General features: G+C 62.7%; 21 protein-coding genes and 1 other RNA gene. 14 read left to right on the forward strand and 8 right to left on the reverse strand.

The window, feature by feature from the left end; genetic code table 11:
• Positions 1-8 precede the first annotated feature (8 nt).
• The 3 genes from CK227_RS04870 to CK227_RS04880 form a co-directional block, all read right to left on the reverse strand.
• On the reverse strand, positions 9-1871 hold the full coding sequence (locus CK227_RS04870) for an extracellular solute-binding protein (protein ID WP_245318072.1): 1863 nt from the start codon (positions 1869-1871) through the stop codon (positions 9-11).
• A gap of 14 nt (positions 1872-1885) precedes the next feature.
• Positions 1886-3763, reverse strand: a complete 1878-nt coding sequence (locus CK227_RS04875; RefSeq protein WP_095804125.1) for an extracellular solute-binding protein — start codon at positions 3761-3763, stop codon at positions 1886-1888.
• Between the two features lie 171 nt (positions 3764-3934).
• Entirely contained in the window at positions 3935-4615 is a 681-nt protein-coding gene (locus tag CK227_RS04880) for a cytochrome c family protein (protein WP_095771788.1), read from the reverse strand.
• A 193-nt stretch (positions 4616-4808) separates the two neighbouring features.
• Here CK227_RS04880 and CK227_RS04885 point away from each other — a divergent pair, with 193 nt between their 5' ends.
• A complete protein-coding gene (locus tag CK227_RS04885) occupies positions 4809-5537 on the forward strand; it encodes a 3-deoxy-manno-octulosonate cytidylyltransferase (RefSeq protein ID WP_095771789.1) in 729 nt (242 codons plus the stop codon).
• 36 nt (positions 5538-5573) lie between these two features.
• Complete coding sequence (locus tag CK227_RS04890) at positions 5574-6437, forward strand: prephenate dehydratase (RefSeq protein ID WP_064984594.1); 864 nt, start codon at positions 5574-5576, stop codon at positions 6435-6437.
• Between the two features lie 30 nt (positions 6438-6467).
• On the opposite strand, the gene CK227_RS04895 is transcribed toward CK227_RS04890, so the two are convergent.
• The 5 genes from CK227_RS04895 to CK227_RS04915 all read right to left on the reverse strand — a co-directional run bounded on the left by CK227_RS04895 (position 6468) and on the right by CK227_RS04915 (position 9069).
• The gene (locus CK227_RS04895) at positions 6468-6893 is read right to left on the reverse strand and encodes a type II toxin-antitoxin system VapC family toxin (RefSeq protein ID WP_095771790.1); all 426 of its coding nucleotides are present in this window, start codon (positions 6891-6893) and stop codon (positions 6468-6470) included.
• Positions 6893-7144 carry a type II toxin-antitoxin system Phd/YefM family antitoxin gene (locus CK227_RS04900; RefSeq protein WP_095771791.1) on the reverse strand — a complete coding sequence of 84 codons (252 nt, stop codon included), beginning with the start codon at positions 7142-7144 and terminating at the stop codon, positions 6893-6895. The genes CK227_RS04895 and CK227_RS04900 overlap by 1 nt, the downstream gene beginning before the upstream one ends.
• Positions 7145-7305: 161 nt before the next feature.
• Positions 7306-7611 (reverse strand): Dabb family protein, encoded by a 306-nt coding sequence (locus CK227_RS04905; protein ID WP_095771792.1) that lies wholly within the window; start codon positions 7609-7611, stop codon positions 7306-7308.
• A gap of 21 nt (positions 7612-7632) precedes the next feature.
• Positions 7633-8580: an NAD(+) diphosphatase gene (gene nudC, locus CK227_RS04910; protein ID WP_095771793.1), complete on the reverse strand. Its 948-nt coding sequence runs from the start codon at positions 8578-8580 to the stop codon at positions 7633-7635.
• 69 nt (positions 8581-8649) lie between these two features.
• Positions 8650-9069 carry an HIT family protein gene (locus tag CK227_RS04915; protein WP_095771794.1) on the reverse strand — a complete coding sequence of 140 codons (420 nt, stop codon included), beginning with the start codon at positions 9067-9069 and terminating at the stop codon, positions 8650-8652.
• Positions 9070-9213: 144 nt separating this feature from the next.
• Between CK227_RS04915 and ffs the strand changes: the two genes are divergently transcribed.
• The 12 genes from ffs (at position 9214) to CK227_RS04975 (ending at position 20781) form a co-directional block, all read left to right on the forward strand.
• An RNA gene (ffs, locus tag CK227_RS04920) (signal recognition particle sRNA small type) lies at positions 9214-9310 on the forward strand.
• 105 nt (positions 9311-9415) lie between these two features.
• Positions 9416-11233 (forward strand): DNA polymerase III subunit gamma/tau, encoded by a 1818-nt coding sequence (locus CK227_RS04925; protein ID WP_095771795.1) that lies wholly within the window; start codon positions 9416-9418, stop codon positions 11231-11233.
• A gap of 23 nt (positions 11234-11256) precedes the next feature.
• Complete coding sequence (locus CK227_RS04930; RefSeq protein WP_095771796.1) at positions 11257-11580, forward strand: YbaB/EbfC family nucleoid-associated protein; 324 nt, start codon at positions 11257-11259, stop codon at positions 11578-11580.
• A 76-nt stretch (positions 11581-11656) separates the two neighbouring features.
• Positions 11657-12064 (forward strand): hypothetical protein, encoded by a 408-nt coding sequence (locus tag CK227_RS04935; RefSeq protein ID WP_095771797.1) that lies wholly within the window; start codon positions 11657-11659, stop codon positions 12062-12064.
• Positions 12065-12292: 228 nt separating this feature from the next.
• The gene (locus CK227_RS04940; RefSeq protein WP_095771798.1) at positions 12293-13288 is read left to right on the forward strand and encodes a cell wall hydrolase; all 996 of its coding nucleotides are present in this window, start codon (positions 12293-12295) and stop codon (positions 13286-13288) included.
• A 90-nt stretch (positions 13289-13378) separates the two neighbouring features.
• Positions 13379-13984: a recombination mediator RecR gene (recR, locus tag CK227_RS04945; protein ID WP_095771799.1), complete on the forward strand. Its 606-nt coding sequence runs from the start codon at positions 13379-13381 to the stop codon at positions 13982-13984.
• 26 nt (positions 13985-14010) lie between these two features.
• On the forward strand, positions 14011-15303 hold the full coding sequence (locus CK227_RS04950; protein ID WP_095771800.1) for a lytic murein transglycosylase: 1293 nt from the start codon (positions 14011-14013) through the stop codon (positions 15301-15303).
• 261 nt (positions 15304-15564) lie between these two features.
• Positions 15565-17208: an ABC transporter substrate-binding protein gene (locus CK227_RS04955; protein WP_095771801.1), complete on the forward strand. Its 1644-nt coding sequence runs from the start codon at positions 15565-15567 to the stop codon at positions 17206-17208.
• An 18-nt stretch (positions 17209-17226) separates the two neighbouring features.
• Positions 17227-18288, forward strand: coding sequence for an ABC transporter permease (locus CK227_RS04960; RefSeq protein ID WP_095771802.1), 1062 nt, complete (start codon positions 17227-17229; stop codon positions 18286-18288).
• Positions 18285-19205 carry a nickel transporter permease gene (gene nikC, locus CK227_RS04965; RefSeq protein WP_095771803.1) on the forward strand — a complete coding sequence of 307 codons (921 nt, stop codon included), beginning with the start codon at positions 18285-18287 and terminating at the stop codon, positions 19203-19205. Before CK227_RS04960 ends, nikC begins: the two co-directional genes overlap by 4 nt.
• Positions 19202-20038, forward strand: coding sequence for an ABC transporter ATP-binding protein (locus CK227_RS04970; protein ID WP_095771804.1), 837 nt, complete (start codon positions 19202-19204; stop codon positions 20036-20038). Before nikC ends, CK227_RS04970 begins: the two co-directional genes overlap by 4 nt.
• Complete coding sequence (locus CK227_RS04975) at positions 20035-20781, forward strand: ABC transporter ATP-binding protein (RefSeq protein WP_095771965.1); 747 nt, start codon at positions 20035-20037, stop codon at positions 20779-20781. The genes CK227_RS04970 and CK227_RS04975 overlap by 4 nt, the downstream gene beginning before the upstream one ends.
• Positions 20782-20825 lie beyond the last annotated feature (44 nt).

Here is a 20825-nt window from a genome sequence, read left to right on the forward strand (position 1 = left end):
CGGTCATGTCAGGCTTTGCCAATTCTTGCCGCCTTGCCCTTGTCGACCCACCACAGCGCTTCGACCGGAAAGTCGAAATCGGGTTTCCGCTCGGGAAAGCCGAACATGTCCCAATAGGCGCTTCGATGATTCGCCAGGAACCAACTTGGAATCCAATCGCGCCGTGCACGCAAGACCCGGTCGAGCGCACGCACGGCGATTGTCAGGCGTTCGCGGTCCTTGGCGGCGCCGGCGGCGTCGACCAGGGCGTCGATGGCCGGGCTCGATGTTCCCGGCAGATTGCGTGTGCCCGACAAGGTTGCGGTTCGCGAGTGGAAAAAGGTTTCGAGGTCTTCACGAGTTGGCGTCGCCGGAAACCGCGCCGCAACCGAGATAAGATCGTAGTCGAACGAATTCTGCCGCAGCTGATACTGCGCGGCGTCGACCAGCCGGATAGAGGCATCGATGCCGACCGCCTTCATGTTTTCCACCCAGGGTGAGTAAACCTGCTCCAAGACCTCGTCATCGACAAGAAACTCTGCCGACAGTCGACCGCCCTTGTCGTTGACGACGAAATTGCCGGAGCGTTTCCAGCCGGCGTCAGTCAGGAGCTTGGCCGCCTTGCCAAGCAACTGGCGGTCGCGACCGGAACCGTTCGACACGTCTTGTGTGACGGCTTCGCCAAAAGCCCCGGCCGGAATCTGTCCGCGTAGTGGCTCGAGCAAGGCTAGTTCCTGTGGCGACGGGACGCCCTCGGCGCGAAAATCGGATTGCTCGAAGCAGGATTGCGAGCGCTCATACGAGCCGTAAAAGAAATTGCGCCGCGTCCATTCGAAGTCGAAGCAGAGCCCGATCGCTTGCCGCACGCGCGGGTCGCGGAATTGCTCCCGCCGCTGATTGACGGCGGTGGCCTGCATCGAAGGCATCATTTCGGCCGGGAATTCGCGCTTCACCACCTTGCCGGCAATGAAGGCGGGGAAGTCATAGCCCGTGGCCCAGACTCGCGACACGAATTCCTCCTTGTAGAGGATCTCTCCCTTCTTGAACGCTTCGAAGGCAACGTTGCGATCCTGGTAGAACTCGACACGAATGCGCTGAAAATTGTTCTGGCCGCGATTGACCGGCAGGTCGTTGCCCCAATAGTCGGCCACTCGCTCATATTCGATCCAGGCCCCTGCCGACCAGCGACCGACCTTGTAGGTGCTTGACCCGAGCGGCGGATTCATCTGCGAGGAATCGAACGGGTTGGCCGTATAGAAAGCCTTCGACAGGATCGGGAACGCAACGACGTTGAGGATGGTGCGGGTTGTCTGCTTGCCGGAGAAGGCAAGCTTCAACGTGTGAGCATCGATGGCGATCGCGTCGTTCAGATGTGTCAGCGGCAGCGAATAGTCCGGATGCCCCTTGTCCTTCAACAGCTTGAAGGTGAAGGCGGCGTCCTCGGCCGTCAGCGGCGTGCCGTCATGGAAATGAGCCTGCGGACGCAGCGAGAAGGTGAACCCGTTGCGGTCGTCTGAAATCGTCACGCCGTCAGCGATCAGCCCGTAGACGGCGTCAGGTTCGTCGAACGCTCTCACCATCAGCGAATCGAAGCACATCTCCATACGCTGCGGCGAATCGCCTTTGGGAACGAACGAATTCAGCGTGTTGAAGGTCAGCGGCGTCTGGTTGGAGCCCCAGTTGCGCGGCAGGAAGTTGAACGTACCGCCTTGCGGCGCATCGACATTGACATAGTCGAAATGCGTGAAATCCGGCTTGTATTTGAGGTCGCCGAAAGCCGACAGCCCATGCAGTTTCACATCGGTCGGGCTGGCGGCGAAGGCACGGCCCGGCAGTAGGGCGGCGGTGGTTGCCGCGGCGCCAAGCGTCAGGAAGCCACGACGAGATAGCATCGACTGCTGCCCCATCAATCGCTACCCTTGTATTTGGCCGCGAGCGCCTTTTCCTTCTCCGGGTCGATCCACCAGGAATCGATATCGGCGCCGCGGTAGCTTGGCTGCTTGCCCGGAATCCCGAACTTGTTCCAGTAGGCGAGCCACACCACCGCACGGTAGTATTGCGGCACGACATAGTAGTTCCACAGCAGCACCCGGTCGAGCGCATGGGTGACGGCCACGAGATCGTCGCGGTCGGTGGCAAAGATGATGCGGTCGACGAGGGCGTCGACGACCGGATTCTTGATGCCGGAAAAGTTGCGTGATCCCGGTGTGTCTGCGGCCTTCGAACTCCAGAAATCGCGTTGCTCGTTGCCGGGCGATTCCGATTGCTGCAGCAGGTTGGTGATGACGTCGTAATCGAAATTGTTGACGCGGTTGATGTATTGGCTCTGGTCGATGATGCGCAGCGTCGCATCGACGCCGATTTTGCGCAGATTGGCGATATAGGTGCCGGAAAGGACCTGGTCCGTTTCACTTGAGCCGATGATCTCGAACTTGAACGGCTCGCCGGTCTTGGCGTTGACCATCTTGCCACCCTTGATCACCCAGCCGGCCTTGGCGAACAGATCGACCGCCTGCTTCAGGTATTTGCGCTCGGCTTGCGGCGTGTCATAGACCGGCAGCTTGAACGCCTGCGTGAAAAGCTCGGGCGGCAGTTTGTCGCGGTATTTTTCCAGGATTTCCAGCTCCTTGCCTTGCGGCAGGCCACTCGATGCCAGCTCCGTGCCTTGGAAGTAGCTGCTGGTACGGGTGTTGAAGCCGAAGAACAGCGTACGGTTCATTGTCTCGAAATCGTACGCATAGGTCAGTGCCTCGCGTACAAGGCGATCCTGGAACAGCGGCCGCCTCTGGTTGAGCATGAAGGCCTGCATCGGCTCCGGCGAGGTGGTCTTGAATTCCTGCTTGATCACGTCGCCGGCCTTGATCGCCGGGAAATCATAAAACGTCGCCCACTTCTTCGAGCTGTTTTCCGGCTTGATATCGTCGAGCCCGCCCTTCTTGAAGGCTTGCCAGGCGGCATTGTCGTCAAGAATATAGGTGAAGCGCTGGGTGTCGAAATTCTCGCGCCCGATCTTCACCGGCAGCTTGGCGCCCCAGTAATCCGGCACGCGCTGCCAGACGATCTCCGAGCCCGGCTTGAAGCTGGCAATCTTGTAGGCTGCTGAGCCAAGCGGCGGCTCCAGCGTCCCCTTGGTGATGTCCCGCTTCTTGCCGTTGGGGTCGGTGCCTTCCCACCAATGCTTGGGCAGAACGACGAGATCGCCAAGGATCTTCGGCAGTTCGCGGTTGCCCTTTTGGCTGAAATGGAATTCGACCTCGCGGTCCGAGATCGCGACGGCCTCGGTGACGTTCTCGAAATAGCGGCTGTACATCGGGCTGTTCGCCTTCAGCACCTGGAACGACCAGATCACATCGTCGACGGTGATCGGCTGCCCGTCATGCCACTTCGCGCGCGGGTCCAGCCGGTAGGTCGCCGAGGAATAATCGGCCGGATATTTGTAGGCGTCGGCGATCAGCGGGTGGCTGACGCTGCCTTCATCGGTCGCCTGGTCCATCAGCGTATCGTAGAGCAGGCCGCCGCCGAACGGCTGGAAGCCGGCGGCCGGCGCTCCTTGCACGATGTAGGGATTGAAGCTGTCGAATGTCCCTTGGACGACGGAGTTGTAGACCCCGCCCTTGGGCGCGTTCGGGTTGACGTAGTCGTAGTGCTGAAAATTGTCGCCGTATTTCGAGTCGCCGATCAGCGATGAGGTGGTTCGCCACTCGTCGGCCAGGGTCGTCTGCAGTCCGGCCACCAAAAGGGCTGCCGCCAGCAACGACCTGAGAAGCGTTCGGCCAACCGTCATGCACTGTCCTCTTCGCGATGCGTTTCTCCGGACCATCCAGAAAAGGCAATCTAGATGATTTGGCGCTCCTGAAAACCGCCATGCGCGGCTTTGTCGCCGCATATGCGTTTTTCCTAACAAAAAAGCCGGGCAGAACCCGGCTTTTCTATGAACGCTTTGATGACAATTCGGTTATTTGGCCGGCGCGGCTGGTGCCGGAGCCGCGGGCGCGGCAGGCTTGGCCGGCGCCGCGCCGTCAGCCGGCTTGGCCGGAGCGGCGCCATCGGCCGGCTTGGCGGGCGCGCTGGCGTCGGCGGCGGCGCCTGGTGCCGGCAGCGGCTTCGGATTGTCCGACAGCGTGCGCAGATAGGCGATGACGTTGGCGCGGTCCTCGTCCTTTGGCAGGCCGGCGAAGCCCATGGCCGTGCCCTTCACGAATTTCTTCGGCGAGGTGATGAAGTGGTTGATGTTGTCGTAGGTCCACTTCTCGGTGCCGCCCTTGGAAAATTCCTTCATGCCGGCCGAGTAGGCGAAGCCTTCATGTTCGGCGACAGGACGATCGACGAGATCCCACAGATCGGGGCCGACCTTGTTGGGGCCACCCTTTTCACCGGAATGGCAGGCCTGGCATTTCTTGAAGACCGCAGCACCCGCCTCGACATTGGCGGTCGCCAGCAGGTCGGCGATCGGCTTGGCTTCGGCGGCCGGGGCGGCCGGGCCACCTTCGGCCGGCTCGGCTGCCTCGATGGCAAAACCGGGCTTTTCAGGAGCCGGCGAGGCAAACAGCGCGTCAGATACCAGGCCGACCGAGAAAACGACGAAAACGGTTCCGAGCAATCCGGCAAGCAGCTTGTTGACTTCGTTGGAATCCATACGCCCCTTGCTCCCTTTTCCGGCGGACCGAACCGTCCACTCCGTCCGTCGGTATCGAGACCCGCCCTCCAGAGCCGGTCAAATCGGGCGGAAACTAGGTCTTTTGCTCCGGCGTTGCAACACCTATAAGGGCGCTGCCAGTGAGACCTTTTGCCACTTTTCCCCTCCTCTTTTCGAACGCCTTGCCACCGCGATGTCCACCCTGATCCTGATACCGGCCCGCATGGCCTCCACCCGCCTGCCGGGCAAGCCGCTGGCCGACATATCCGGCGCGCCGATGATCGTCCATGTCGCCCGTCGCGCGGCCGAAGCCGGCCTCGGCCGCGTGGTGGTGGCGACTGACACGCAAAGCGTCGCCGAAGCGGTGCGCGCGCATGGTTTCGAGGCGGTGATGACGCGCATCGACCACGAATCCGGCTCCGACCGCATCCACGAGGCGGTGGCCGCGCTTGATCCCGGACGCAAGGTCGAAACGATCGTCAATGTGCAGGGCGACCTGCCGACCATCGATCCCGGCATCATCGCCGCCTCGCTCAAGCCGTTCGAGGACGCGGCGGTGGATATCGCCACGCTTGGTGTCGAGATCGTCCGCGAAGAGGAAAAGACCAATCCGAACGTCGTCAAGATCGTCGGTTCGCCGCTGTCAGCCACGCGGCTGAGGGCGCTCTATTTCACCCGCGCCACAGCGCCTTGGGGCGAGGGGCCGGTCTATCACCATGTCGGCCTCTACGCCTATCGCCGCTCGGCACTCGAACGCTTCGTTGCACTGAAACCGTCGCCGCTGGAGCGCCGCGAGCGGCTTGAGCAGTTGCGGGCGCTGGAAGCCGGCATGCGCATCGATGCCGAGATCGTCCGGTCGCTGCCGCTCGGCGTCGATACGCCACAAGACCTCGAGCGCGCCCGAACCATCCTTTCAAACTGAGAAATCCCTTCGACACCGTGAATCGAGACCCGGCCCATGCCTGAAAAGACCAACAGAATATCCTTCCAGGGCGAGCCGGGCGCCAATTCCGACACCGCCTGCCGCAACGTCTATCCCTCGATGGAGCCGTTGCCGTGCCCGACCTTCGAGGATGCCTTCAACGCGGTCGAGACCGGCAAGGCCGACCTCGCCATGATCCCGATCGAGAACACCATCGCCGGCCGCGTCGCCGACATCCATCATCTGCTGCCGGAATCGCGGATGCACATCGTCGGCGAGTATTTCCTGCCGATCCATTTCCAGCTGATGGTGCTGCCCGGCGTCAAGCGCGACGAGATCAAGACGGTTCACAGCCACATCCACGCACTTGGCCAGTGCCGCAAATACATCCGCAAGAACGGCTGGAAGGCGGTCGTCGCCGGCGATACGGCCGGTGCCGCCAAGATGATCTCCGAGGTCAAGGACCGCACCATGGCCGCGCTGTCGCCGGCGCTGGCCGCGACGCTCTACGGGCTCGATATCATCGAGGAAAATGTCGAGGACACGGATTCGAACGTCACCCGTTTTGTCGTCCTGACCAAGAGCAAACAATGGGCCGAGCGGCCTTCAGCCGACACCAAGATGATGACGACCTTCATCTTTCGCGTCCGCAACGTGCCGGCCGCGCTCTACAAGGCCATGGGCGGCTTTGCCACCAACGGCATCAACATGACCAAGTTGGAGAGCTACCAGCTCGGCGCCTTCACCGCGACGCTGTTCTACGCCGACATCGAGGGACATCCCGACGATCCGCTGGTCAAGCTGGCACTGGACGAGTTGCGCTTCTTCTCCCGCGAGGTGCGGATCCTGGGCGTCTACCCGGCCAGCGAGTCGCGTGAGCAGTGGAAAGTGGCGGATTAGAGCAATCCCAGGAAGCCATGACTTAAAAGCCTACGCCTGGATGGCCCACGGATTTACCAATGTTACTCCCGTTCCCTCGAAATCGCCAATGTTGCGCGTCACCAGCGTCATCCGCCGAGTGAAGGCCGTGGCCGCGATATAGGCATCATTGATCGGTTTGGGATTGGGCACGTGCCATTGTGCCGCCTGAACGGCCGCTGCGTCGTCCAGCGGCAAGATACGACCGGAAAATGTTGTGAGAACCGCATTTTCCAACCAATTGCGCAGCACTTTGCCAGCAACGGCGTCGTTGTGTTCTACTAATCTTACGGCAATCTCCAGTTCGTGCAGGACTACGGACGAAATGAAGGTTTCGGCGGGATCGACGGTTTCGTTCCAGAGCACGACATTGGGATGCGCCCTACCGCTCGATACCTTGCGCAATTCGGACACGACATTGGTATCGAGCAACAGCATCAGGACAGGTCTACTGGTTGGGCATGTTCCGTGCGGGCCGGGAGCGGCAAGTCAACGTCACCCGCCTCCGGTGTGGCAAGCATGTCACCGAGCGACCGCGTTTTACCGGTGAGCCGCCTATATTCATCGAAAGATAAGAGGACATGCACTGGCCGCCCTCTGTCGGTGATGATCACGGGGCCGTCCTTGGCAGCGCGTTTTGCGCGGCCTAGATCCTGATTGAGTTCGCGACCTGAAAGCGTCGTGATCATACCAATTCGCAAATGTGGTTACGTAACCACATTTAATCCGTTTGAGCGGAAATTGCAAGGTTGAGCGCACGAATGGCAACCCATCGCAAGTTCACGGATAGGGTTGCGTCGCCCTTGCCAGGAGCGCTATCGCGCTTGCTGTTGTTCAACGCTGGCTGCGCTTAAATCACCGCACCCAGCGGCACATAGTCGATCTCGAGAAATTTCTCGACCTCAGGCACCCAGCGGTCGCGCACGAAGGCGACATGGTCGGGATGATCGTTGTATCTGGTGTAGGCGGCCTGGTCGGCGAACTCCATCGAGAAGCCGAACTGATAGTCGTTCTTGGGGCTGATCTGCCGCAACTGTTCGAAATGCGTGACGCCCCGGATCGTCGAGAGGGCTTTCTTGGCATCGACCAGGAAACGCTTTTCCTCCAGCGAATGCGGCGGATGCTTCAGCGTGAAGACGACGGTGTGACGGATCATTTTCTACTCCTGCAATGACTTTTAGTATTCGCTGTCGACCCAGGCGCGGATGAGATGGTGCGCGATCGCCCCTTTCGGCGGCGTGACCAGATTGTCGGCATGCTCCCTGGCCAGCATGAGGCGCACCTCGTCGCGGCCGAACCAACGGCAGTCCTCTAGCTCGTTGAGGTCGGCCTGGATGTCCTCATTGAGCGGCTCGCCGAAGCAGCCGATCATCAGCGAATAGGGAAATGGCCAGGGCTGGCTGGCGTGGTAGACGACGCGGCCGAGCCGGATGCCGGCCTCCTCCAGCGTTTCGCGGCGCACCGCCGCCTCGATCGTTTCGCCCGGTTCAATGAAGCCGGCGAGTGCTGAATACATGCCCGGCGCGAAATGTCGGCCGCGCCCGAGCAGGCATTTTTCCCGCGTCGCCGTCAGCATGATCGCTACCGGGTCGGTGCGCGGAAAATGCTCGGTGCCGCAATTCGGGCAATGGCGCTTGTAGCCGCCGGCCCGCATTTGCGATTGCGTGCCGCATTTGCTGCAAAAACGATGGCTGGCGTGCCAGGCGAGCAGGGCCGCCCCTTGCGCCATCGCCCCCGCCGCCGCTTCATCGATCAGCCCTTGCATGTAGACAGAGCGGTAGTCGATCGCCTTGACGGTCTCGGGCAGCTGTTCGGCCTCGATTCCGACAGGCATCGCCAGCACCGGCCCCTGTTCGGAAAAGCCGAGCAGCACGCCCTGCGCGAAGAATGGCTTGAAGGGTTCGCTCCCGGCGGCGTCGAACCAGGGATCGAGACTGCCGCTGTTACCAAGCTTCAGGTGGAGCCGGCCGCCATTCATCAGCAAAAGCCGCGTCGTGGGATCCGCCAGCGCCTTGTCGACCGAATCGTCGGCTCGATTCTCGGATTGCCGGTCGATCATGTTGCCGGCAAAGCCGACGAACTGGCTCGGCTCGCGCAAAGGCGCGTCAAACAGGCGGAAGCTCATGCGGTCTCTGATGCTTTGGAATGGACATGTCCGGGAATGAACGTGTTTCGGAACAACACCGGGGAAGGCTTATAGCGCCGCCCTTACGGTTTCGGCAAACCGGCGCAGGTCGGAACGCTGATAGGGCTCGCGCAGGCCATACCCCCATACCGGGCCGGGCCAGCCGGGATCGCCTTCGGACCGTGCGACGATATGGATATGCAGTTGGCGCACGATATTGCCGAGCGCGCCGGTGTTGATCTTGGTGCAGCCGCTGACTTTCTTGAGCGCCTGCGCCACCATATTGGTCTCGAAGGTCAGCATCGCCTGGTCGAGCGGCGTCATGTCGTGGATTTCTTCCGCGCCCGGCCGCTGTGGCACCAGGAGCAGCCATGGCCAGCGGCGGTCGTTCATCACCCGCAATTCGCACAGCCCAAGCCACATCAACTGCTCGCTGTCCGCCTCCAGCCGGGCATCCAGAGTGAATCCGGCCTTCAGGCCCGGCAGCATCGGCGTTTCCCTTGCTTTTCTTGTTTTCATCAAACCACGAACGCTAGAGCGGCTGCATCGGGGCTGCAAGTGAATCTCTCTTGTGATGGCGCCGATTTGCCTGCGCACTTGCATTTCGTCGCGCAATTGCCGATATGGACATCGGGAGGTTGGTGGTGGACGATCCACTCGCCAACCGGGTCAGGTCCGGAAGGAAGCAGCCCTAACGAGCCCGGAACGGGTCATTGTTCCAGCCTCCCACCTCATCGGCCCTTCCTCGCGACATTGACGACGCATTGCAGCGCGGGCGAGACTATGCGCAGGAATCGGCGCCTTTGGGCGCGGCCTTTTGGAGCTTAACGGGCGAATGAGCGAAGCCGGAAATTCGGGGCCAAAAAGCCCGGAGAATGGAAAGGCCGCCGCCTACCGCGTGCTGGCGCGCAAATACCGGCCGTCGAATTTTTCCGAGCTGGTCGGCCAGGAGCCGATGGTGCGCACCCTCACCAACGCCTTTGCCACCGGCCGCATTGCCCAGGCCTGGATGCTGACCGGCGTGCGCGGTGTCGGCAAGACCACCACGGCGCGCATCCTGGCGCGGGCGCTGAACTACAAGACCGCGACCGTCGACCAGCCTTCCGTCGACCTCGCCGTGCTCGGCGAGCATTGCCAGGCGATCATGGAAGGCCGCCATGTCGACGTCATCGAGATGGACGCCGCCTCGCACACCGGCATCGACGACATCAGGGACATCATCGAGCGCGTGCGCTACGCGCCGGTCTCGGCCCGCTACAAGGTCTACATCATCGACGAAGTGCACATGCTGTCGACGCAGGCCTTCAACGGCCTGCTGAAAACGCTGGAAGAGCCGCCTCCGCACGTCAAATTCATTTTCGCCACCACCGAGATCCGCAAGGTTCCGATCACCGTCCTGTCGCGCTGCCAGCGCTTTGACCTCAGGCGCATCGATGCCGGCGCGCTGGTGGCGCATCTCTCCTCGATCGCCGCCAAAGAAGGCATTTCGGTCGACGACGACGCGCTGGCGATGATCGCGCGCGCGGCCGAAGGCTCGGCTCGCGATTCGCTCTCCATCCTCGACCAGGCGATCGCGCACGGCGGCGGCGCCGTCAGCGCCGAAGCGGTGCGGACCATGCTGGGCCTGGCCGACCGCGCCCGCATCGTCGATCTGTTCGAACATGTGATGAAGGGCGACGTGGCGGCGGCACTCGCCGAATTCCGCGCGCAATACGACACCGGCGCCGATCCGGCCGCGGTGCTGACCGATCTTGCCGAGTTCAACCACCTCGTCACCCGGTTGCGTTTCGTGCCGACCGCCATGGACGATGCATCGCTGTCGCAGGACGAGCGCCAGCGCGGCGCCGATTTCGCCAGGGCGCTGTCGGTCCGTGTGCTGTCGCGGACCTGGCAGATGCTGCTCAAGGGAATTCCCGAGGTGCAGTCCTCCAACCGGCCGGTCAGCGCCGCCGAAATGGTGCTGATCCGGCTGGCGCATGCCGCCGACCTGCCGACTCTGGACGAGGCGTTGCGATCACTGGACGGGGCAGCAACAGTTCAGAATGGCGCATCGCGCCCGAATGGCGCCCCTGCCGGTCCTGGCAATGGCGGCGCGGCGAGCGCGGTGGCGCAGGCGCGCATGCCATCCGGTTCCGGTGGCGCGCAGACCATGCGGCTGGTCGAGGCCACGCCGGCGCCGGCCGCCTTCGTCGCGCCGCCCGCGCCGGTGTCCGAGCCGCAGCAGGTGCCGGTCAGGTCGCTGGCCGACATCGTTGCGCTTGCCGACGCGCAGCGCGACATAGCTTTCAAGGTGCTGGTCAAGCGTTGCATCCGTCCTGTCCGCTTCGAGCCCGGCCGCATCGACGTCAGCCTGACCGACGATGCGCCCAAGCTGCTGCTCAACGACCTGACGACGAAACTGCGCGCCTGGACCGGCCGCAACTGGCTGGTGTCGCTGTCGAAGGAAGAGGGCGGCCAGACACTGGCCGAAATGGAATCGACCAAGCGCGAAAACGCCTTCCTCGATGCAAAGAGCGATCCGACGGTTGCCGCCATCCTGGCGCGCTTCCCCGGCGCGAAGATCATCGACGTGCGCATTCCCGACGCGCCGGAGGCAGACGCGACCGAAGCCGAAGTGCCGGTCGAGCCGCCGGCGGATGACGACGAGACCTGATAAACCAAGACAAGGATCGGACCATGAAAGATCTTCTCGGCCTGATGGGCAAGGCGAAGGAAATGCAGGCCAAGTTCCAGGCCATGCAGGATGAAATCGCTACGGTCGAATCCGTCGGCCAGGCCGGCGGTGGCCTGGTCAGCGTCACATTGAGCGGCAAGTTCGAGATGAAGTCGCTGAAGATCGACCCGTCCCTGTTCAAGGAGGATGAGGTCGAGATCCTCGAGGACCTGATTCTGGCCGCCCACAATGACGCCAAGGCCAAGGTCGAGCAGATCATGCAGGAAAAGACCAAGGCGCTGACATCAGGCCTGCCGATCCCGCCGGGAATGAAACTGCCGTTCTGATGCGTCTCGCTCAAGACCGTGCAGCGGTTTTGGGGTAACGGCATGCATGAAAGTTTAAACCAGCGGCGATGCGCCCATGACCGAAGAGCCGTCCGAAAGACTGATCGAGCAGCGTATCCGCAACAGGATCTACGAGATTCTGGAAATTCTCGCCGATTGCGATGCCGGCGTCGATATTGTCGGCATCAAGGGCTACTTCTACCTGTTCGAGGATTTCGTGCACCGGCCGTCGATCGAGGCCGGCACGTCGGCGCTTTCGAAGGACGAACGCGCTGTCGTGCTGGAGATCGCCGAATTCCTCGAGGCGGCCTCCGAAACAAATCCCGATTTCACCAAGGCCGAATTCATCGACAGCGACTGGCCGGGAAAGATCGCGCCGGCGGCCAGGGACGCGCGGGCGCTGTTTCTCAGGCGCGGCCTGTTTTCGGAGAATGTCGAGGAGGCTGAGCCTGGCCAGCCGGCGGCGATTGCGACCGCGCGGTAGCGATTCCCGGAAAAACGGGACGAGGTTTTCCCTCGGCAATTGCGGCGAAACCAAGAGAGAGCGGTCATCGCTTTCGTGAAATGACGGCTCGATCTATCTGGAAAGGCTCAAAATTGTGCCTTTTCGGCAACAGTACTTTGTTAATAACGTTTTGGCCATCATTTTGCCCGAAAGTGTCTCATTCTTGCCGCAGCCCGGGGGCGGGCATCGAAGTGAGAGGGTAGCCTGTTGATCGTCACGCGATGGAAGACGCCGCTGTTGCTCGGCGTCATCACGTCTCCCCTGTTTTTGGCCGCCTGCAGCCAGACCACTTCGCACGGCATGTCCGTTGCAGGCCTGACCGATGCCTTCACGCCGAGCTTCCTGACGTCGCGCGCCTCCAGCCACTCGCCGAAGGACAGGGAGTGCCTGGAAAGGGCGATGTTCTTCGAATCCAACCGCTCGAGCCGCGATGGCATGATCGCTGTCGGCACCGTGGTCATGAACCGGCTGCGCTCGGGCAACCACGGCAGCACCATCTGCCAGGTGGTCGGAGAGCCGGGGCAATTCGCGCCGGGTGTCATGACCAGGCCGATGAATTCGCGTGCCATGCCCGATGTCGAGGAAGCGGCCGATGCCGTGCTCAAAGGCGAGCGCAAGGCCAAGCTGAAGAACACGATGTATTTCCACACCGCCGGCCTGCGCTTCCCCTACAAGAACATGCACTACACCATGGTTGCCGGCGGCAATGCCTTCTACGAGAAGCGCGGCCGCAACTGGCAGCCGCTGCCGGATGAACCAATGGTGGCGGTTGCCTCGGCCGGGTCCGAGATCGTGAAGCCGGCCGCGCCGGTGACGATGGTTGCCTCGACGGAGCCGGCGCGCCCCGCCAAAACGTCCCGAACCGCTCCGGCGCAGCAGGCCTATATGACCGCCGCCGCGGAACCGGCTCGTCAGCCCAAGATCAGGACCGCCGCCCCGGCTCAAGAGACCTATGTGACCGCCGCCGCGGCGCCCACGGCCAAGTCGGCGCGGGTGACCGTGAAGCCGACAATGGTCGCGATGCAGGAGCCGATGGAAGAACCGGACGCCGCCCGTTTCGGCGGAACCTTGAACACCCGCGTCATTTCCTCGGTTCAGGGTGCGCCGCAAGAGGCGGCGATGGGGTTCCAGTCGACGCCTGAGAACACCGACGCCATCGGTGCCATGATCGCCAGCCAGTCTCGACCGCTCGAGGTCAACTGATTCGCATCGCACGGCTTCGATTGGCAGTATGGCGACCATGCGCGAACGCGGGATGTTCCAAAGCGCTCTGAAAAACCCTAGATCAGAGCAATGTCCAAGCGAATCGCCGGTCCCGAGATCGAACGCCTGATCCAGCTCCTGGCCAAGGTGCCGGGACTTGGCCCGCGTTCGGCTAGGCGCGCGGCGCTGCATCTGATCAAGAAGAAGGAACAGTTGCTGTCGCCGCTCGCCGCCGCCATGGGCGAAGCCGCCGACAAGGTGCGCATCTGTTCCACTTGCGGCAATGTCGACACATCCGACCCTTGCATGATCTGCACCGATCCGCGCCGCGACGCCGCCACGCTGATCGTCGTGGAGGACGTGTCGGATCTCTGGGCGTTGGAGCGGGCAGCCGCCATGAATGTGCGCTACCATGTGCTCGGCGGTACGCTGTCGCCGCTCGATGGTGTCGGCCCCGACCAGCTCAACATCCGCTCGTTGATCGACCGCGTCGCCGGCGGCGAGGTCAAGGAGATCATCCTCGCCGTCAACGCAACGGTCGAGGGCCAGACGACCGCGCACTACCTCACCGACCAGCTGTCCGGCTTCGACATCAAGGTGACAAGGCTGGCGCATGGCGTGCCGGTCGGCGGTGAACTCGACTATCTCGACGAGGGCACGCTCGCCGCCGCGCTGCGCGCACGGACGGCGTTTTGATGCAATTGGCGGGAAGGGTGCGGATAATGATTGTTGCGCGTCCTTCGAGGCTGGTGCCAAGCACCGACACAGAACGCGGACGTCGCCAGCTCTGTCTTGCATTTTTCCTGGCTGCGCTTGCCTTCCTCGTCTTTTCTGCCCCCGCCTCGGCCGCCAAGATCGACGACCAATTCCGCGCCTGGCTGCAGAACGACCTCTGGCCCGAGGCCAAGGCCAAAGGCATTTCCAAGCAGACTTTCGATGCCGCCTTCGACGGCATAAGGCCCAATTTGAAGCTGCCCGACCTTGTCATGCCCAGCGAGAAGCCGAAGACGCCGCAGAAGCAGCATCAGGCCGAGTTCGGCTCGCCCGGCGCCTATTTCGCCGAGAAGACGGTTCGTGCGGTGACGTCGGGCGGCCGCGCGCGCGAAGCCGCCAACGCCAGGACGCTTGCGGCGATCGAAAAGCGCTATGGCGTGCCCGGCGAGATCCTTCTGGCGATCTGGGGCCGCGAGACCGGCTTCGGCGCGGCAAAGATGCCTTACGACGCCTTCGAGGTGCTGGGCACCAAGGCGTTCATGTCGACGAAGAAGGATTTCTTTCGCACCGAGCTTTTGGCCGCGCTGGAAATCGTCCAACGCGGCCTCGCCCCGGTCGGCGCGATGAAATCGTCCTGGGCCGGTGCGCTTGGCCAGCCGCAATTCATGCCGACCTCCTTTCTCAAGCACGCGGTGGATTTCGACGGTGATGGGCGCGTCGACATCTGGAACTCGACGCCCGACGTGCTCGCCTCGATCGCCAACTATCTCGTCCATTATGGCTGGGTGAGGGGACGCGGCTGGGGCTTCGAGGTAACCGTGCCCGACAGCGTCTCCTGCTCGCTGGAAGGTCCCGATCAGGGCAAGAAGATCTCCGAGTGGGCTGGCATGGGCATCAAGCGCGTCGGCGGCAAGCCGTTTCCGGCGAGCGAGCTGAAGGTGGAGGGCTTCCTGCTGATGCCGGCCGGCCGCAGCGGGCCGGCTTTTATCGCTACCCCCAATTTCTATGTGCTGAAGGAATACAACACCAGCGACCTCTACGCGCTGTTCATCGGTCACGGCGCCGACCGCATTGCGCATGGCGACCAGAATTTTTCCGGCAACTGGGGTCCGGTCGGCGATCTCCATCGCTCCGACATCGCCGCCTTGCAGCGGGCGCTGGAGGCCAAGGGCTATGATGTCGGCAGCGCCGACGGCCTGCCGGGCTTCAAGACCCGCCGTTCGATCGGCAAGTGGCAGTCCAAGAACGGCCAGGCAGCGACCTGCTTTCCCGATGCCGGCCTGGTCGCCGTGCTGAAATAACTCGAATAATTGGCAGATTTTCTCGTCCGGCGGCCCCGATCGGCTGGCCCGTGCGTCGACGTGCTGCCCGCCATTCTGCTCCAATGGGCCGTTCTGCAAATGCTCGTTGCCCGTCACAAAGCGGCCGGATATGCTGTTGACCAATTGGACAAAAACCACGACGGTAAGGGGCTTGAGGGCTGTCGTTCGGCCCCGACAAGAATTCTGCAACCCTGAGCCGGGAACTCAGGTCAACAACCAACAAAACAGGGAACAATCACGATGATGATGGAAAAGTTTGCTCTTCGCTCGCGTGCCTTGCTGGCGGGCGCGGCGGTGTCCGCGTTGCTCATTGGCGCAGCGCCTGCCTTCGCCGTCACGCCCGCCGACACGCTGGTCGAGGGATTCGCCATCGACGACATCATCTCCATGGATCCGGGCGAAGCGTTCGAGCTGTCGACCGCCGAAGTCACCGGCAACACCTATGACCTGCTGGTCCGTCTCGACCTCGGCGACACCTCCAAGGTCAAGCCGGATCTCGCGGAGAGCTGGACCGTCTCCGACGATGGCCTGACCTATACTTTCAAGCTCAAGCCGGGCCTCAAATTTGCCTCGGGCAACCCGATCACCGCGGCTGACGTCGCCTATTCGTTCGAGCGCGCCGTCAAGCTGGACAAGAGCCCGGCCTTCATCATCGACCAGTTCGGCATAAGCGGCGACAACGTCGCCGAAAAGGCCAAGGCAATCGACGACACCACATTCCAGTTCACCGTCGACAAGGCGTATGCGCCGAGCTTCGTGCTGAACTGCCTGTCGGCCACCGTCGCCTCGATCGTTGATGCCAAGCTGGTCAAGGAGCATGTCGCCGCGGTGACGCCGAGCGCCGACTACAAATGGGACAACGACTTCGGCAATGCCTGGCTGAAGACCGGTTATGCCGGCTCCGGCGCCTACAAGCTGCGCGAATGGCGCGCCAACGAAGCTGTCGTCATGGAGCGCAACGACAACTATCACGGTGAAAAAGCCAAGCTCGCCCGCGTCATCTACCGCAATATGAAGGAGAGCTCGGCCCAGCGCCTGGCGCTCGAAGCCGGCGACATCGACGTTGCCCGCAACCTCGAGCCGAATGATCTCGACGCCATCGCCAAGAACGACAAGCTCACCACCACCAGCGCGCCGAAAGGCACGGTCTACTACATCAGCCTCAACCAGAAGAACCCGAACCTCGCCAAGCCCGAGGTGCGCCAAGCCTTCAAATATCTGGTCGACTACGATGCGCTGAGCTCGACCATCCTCAAGGGTATCGGCGAAATCCACCAATCATTCTTGCCCAAGGGCGATCTCGGCGCCATCGACACCAATCCCTTCAAGCTCGACGTTGCCAAGGCCAAGGAATTGCTAGCCAAGGCCGGCCTGGCAGACGGCTTCAGCGTCACCATGGACGTGCGCACCGGCCAGCCGACGACCGGCATGGCGGAATCGATCCAGCAGACGCTCGGCCAGGCCGGCATCAAGCTGGAAATCATCCCCGGCGACGGCAAGCAGACGCTGACCAAGTACCGCGCCCGCAACCATGACATCTATATCGGCAATTGGGGCCAGGATTATTTCGATCCGAACTCCAACGCCCAGACCTTCGCCTCCAACCCCGACAATTCGGATGCCGGCAAGTCGCACACGCTTGCCTGGCGCAATTCCTGGGACATTCCGGACCTGACCAAGGAAACCGAAGCGGCACTGCTGGAGAAGGATACGGGCAAGCGCGCCGACATGTACAAGGATTTGCAGCAGAAGATCCTCGACACCAGCCCCTTCGTCATCATCCATCAGCAATTGGAAGTGGCCGGGCTGCGCAAGAACCTCAAGGGCTTCGCGCTCGGCCCGAGCTTCGACACCAACTTCGTCGGGCCGGTCTCGAAAGAATAGCGCGCGCGGACGCGCCGCATGAGCGCGGTTGAAAACGAGAGCGGGCGCGGCAGCGCCCGCGCCGTCGCCATTGCGTCGGCGATCGGCCGTTTCCTGGTCATCGCGGTGACGACCTACCTTGGTCTTCTCGCGGTCACCTTCTTCATCGGCCGTGTCATCCCGATCGACCCGGTGCTGGCGGTGCTCGGCGACCGGGCGCCGGCCAATGTCGTCGAGCGCACGCGCCGCGAGATGGGCCTCGACCTGCCGCTGATCGAACAATTCTACATCTATGTGAAGAATGCCCTGAGCGGTGATTTCGGCACCTCGGTGCTGACCACCAATCCGGTCATGACCGACATCCGTCGTGCTTTTCCCGCAACCATCGAACTGGCGACGTTGGGAACACTGATCGGCTCGTTCATCGGCGTGCCGCTCGGCGTGCTGGCGGCGGTCAGGCGCGGCAGCATCATCGACCAGATCGTGCGCATTATCGGCCTGATCGGCTATTCCGTGCCGATCTTCTGGCTCGGCCTGCTGGCACTGGTGCTGTTCTACGCCAAGCTGCAATGGGTGGCTTTCCCGGCGCGGCTCGATGTCGTCTACGAATACACCTTCACGCCGATCACCGGTTTCTACCTTCTCGATTCGGCGATGCAGGGGCAATGGGATGTCTTCTGGGACGCCTACCGCCACATTGTCCTGCCGGCCTCGCTGCTCGGCTATTTTTCGCTCGCCTATATCAGCCGCATGACGCGTTCCTTCATGCTCAACGAACTCGCGCAGGAATATATCGTCGCCGCGCGTGCCAAGGGCTTGTCGGAACGGCGCATCATCTGGGCCCACGCGCTGCGCAACGCCGCCGTGCCGATGGTGACGGTGATCGCGCTCTCCTATGCCAACCTGCTCGAAGGCTCGGTGCTGACCGAAACCGTTTTTTCCTGGCCCGGCATCGGTCTCTACATCACCAATTCGCTGCAGAATGCCGATATGAATGCCGTGCTCGGCGGCACCATCGCCATCGGTTCGGTCTTCATTGGCATCAATCTTCTGTCCGATCTTCTGTACCGCGTGCTCGATCCAAGGACGAAGGCAGGATGAGCGCCGAGGCGATCCAGAGCCGTCGCGATTGGCTGCTCAGCGAGCGGCCGGCCTCCCGCATGCAGGCAAGGCTTGGCCGCGCCTATGTCGCGTGGCGGCGTTTTTCCGCCAACCGGCTGGCTTTTGTCGGGCTGCTGATCATCATCGCCCTGCTGGTCATCGCGGCCCTCGCCGGCGTGCTGGCACCCTATTCGCCGACCTTCGGCGACCTGAAGAACGCGCGGCTGCTGGCGCCGAGTTCCGGACACTGGTTCGGCACGGACGACCTCGGCCGCGATATCCTTTCGCGCATCCTCTACGGCTCGCGCTGGACGCTCTACGTCGTCATCCTGGTCGCCATCATCGCCGCACCCATCGGCCTGCTGGTCGGAACCGTCGCCGGTTATGCCGGCGGCTGGACTGATGCCATCTTGATGCGCATCACCGATGTCTTCCTCGCCTTCCCCAAGCTGGTCCTGGCGCTGGCCCTCGTCGCCGCCCTTGGACCCGGCATCGAAAACGCGGTGCTCGCCATCGCCATCACCTCATGGCCGCCCTATGCGCGAATTGCGCGCGCGGAAACGCTGACCGTGCGCAATTCCGATTACATCAAGGCAGTACAACTGATGGGTGCCTCGCCCTTCCGCATCGTGCTGCGCCACATCATGCCGCTCTGCATCTCCTCGCTGATCATCCGGGTGACGCTCGACATGGCCGGCATCATCCTGATCGCCGCCGGCCTCGGTTTCCTCGGCCTCGGCGCGCAGCCGCCGCTGCCCGAATGGGGCACCATGATCGCGTCGGGCCGCCGCTTCATTCTCGACCAGTGGTGGGTGGCCGGCGCGCCCGGCTTCGCCATCCTCATCGTCAGCCTCGGCTTCAACCTGCTTGGCGACGGCTTGCGCGATGCCCTCGATCCGCGGAGCGGTGACCAATGAGCGACACCCTGCTCGACGTCGACGATCTTAGGGTCGATTTTCCGACGCGCACCGGCCTGGTCCGGGCGGTACGCGGCGTGTCCTTCACGCTAGGCCGCGAGCGGCTCGGCATCGTCGGCGAAAGCGGCTCGGGAAAATCGCAGACCGGCCGCGCCATCATGGGCCTGACGCCGCCGCAGGCCAGGATATCGGCCAAAAAATTGGCCTTCGACGGCATTGACCTGCTCGGCATCTCGCCGCGTCAGCGCCGGGCATTGCGGGGCAACCGCATCGCCATGATCCTGCAGGATCCGAAATATTCGCTCGACCCGGTGATGAGCATCGGCCGGCAGATCGTCGAAACCCTGCGGACGCATGAGAGGGTCTCCAAGGCCGAGGCGCGCGAGCGCGCGCTGGCCATGCTGGAGGCGGTCCAGATCCGCGATCCCAAGCGGGTCTTCGACCTGCACCCGCACGAAGTCTCCGGCGGCATGGGCCAGCGCGCCATGATCGCCATGATGCTGATCGCCGGACCGGAAATGATGATCGCCGACGAGCCGACCTCGGCGCTCGACGTCACCGTGCAACTCGACGTGCTCGGCATCCTCGATAAATTGGTCAGCGATCGCGGCATGGGCCTGATCTTCATTTCGCATGATCTGCGCCTGGTCTCGTCCTTCTGCGATCGCGTCATCGTCATGTATGCCGGCAAGGTGGTCGAGCAACTCAAGGCCTCCGAACTCGGCCAGGCCCAGCATCCATACACGCGCGGCCTGCTCAACTGCATGCCCAGGATCGGCTTCGAGCGTCACCCCCTGCCTGTGCTCGACCGCAAGCCGGAGTGGGCGGCATGACAGCTGCGATCACCGTCGACGGGCTGGAAGTGATCTTCGACCGGTTTCGCGCGCTGAAAGGCGTCAGCCTCGAAGTCAGGTCAGGCGAATCCTTCGGCCTGGTCGGCGAGAGCGGTTCCGGCAAATCGACGCTGCTCAGGGCGATCGCCGGCCTTGCGCCGGTCGCCTCGGGCAGCATCACCGTCAACGGCAAGACGCTCGGCGCGCGCCGCGACAAGGCCTTTTATCGCGAAGTGCAGATGGTCTTCCAGGATCCTTATGGCTCGCTGCACCCGCGCCAGACCGTCGACCGGCTGCTGCAGGAGCCGCTTGCCATCCATGGTTTTGCCGATGGCGAAAAGCGCATAGAACGCGCGCTCGATGAAGTCGGTCTCGGCAACGGTTTCCGCTTCCGCTACGCACATCAATTGTCGGGTGGCCAGCGCCAGCGTGTGGCGATCGCACGCGCGCTGATCCTCGAGCCGTCAATCCTGCTGCTCGACGAGCCGACCTCGGCGCTGGATGCCTCGGTGCAGGCCGAAGTGCTCAACCTTTTGGAAGAGGTCCGCCGACGGCGCAAGCTGACCTTCCTGATGGTCAGCCACGACCTCGCCATCATCACCCATATGTGCGAGCGGTTGATGGTGATGCAAAGCGGCGAGGCGGTCGAGAACCTCACGGCAGCCCAACTCGTCGCGCACCGCGTGACCGAGGATTATACGCGCAATCTGCTGAGAGCGAGCGATGGCTTCGTGAGGGCGTAGCCAAACTTAATAAATAGACTTCCTTGGCGCCGGCGCCACGCGAG

The sequence above is a fragment of the Mesorhizobium sp. WSM4308 genome (assembly GCF_002294905.1).
Lineage (GTDB): Bacteria > Pseudomonadota > Alphaproteobacteria > Rhizobiales > Rhizobiaceae > Mesorhizobium.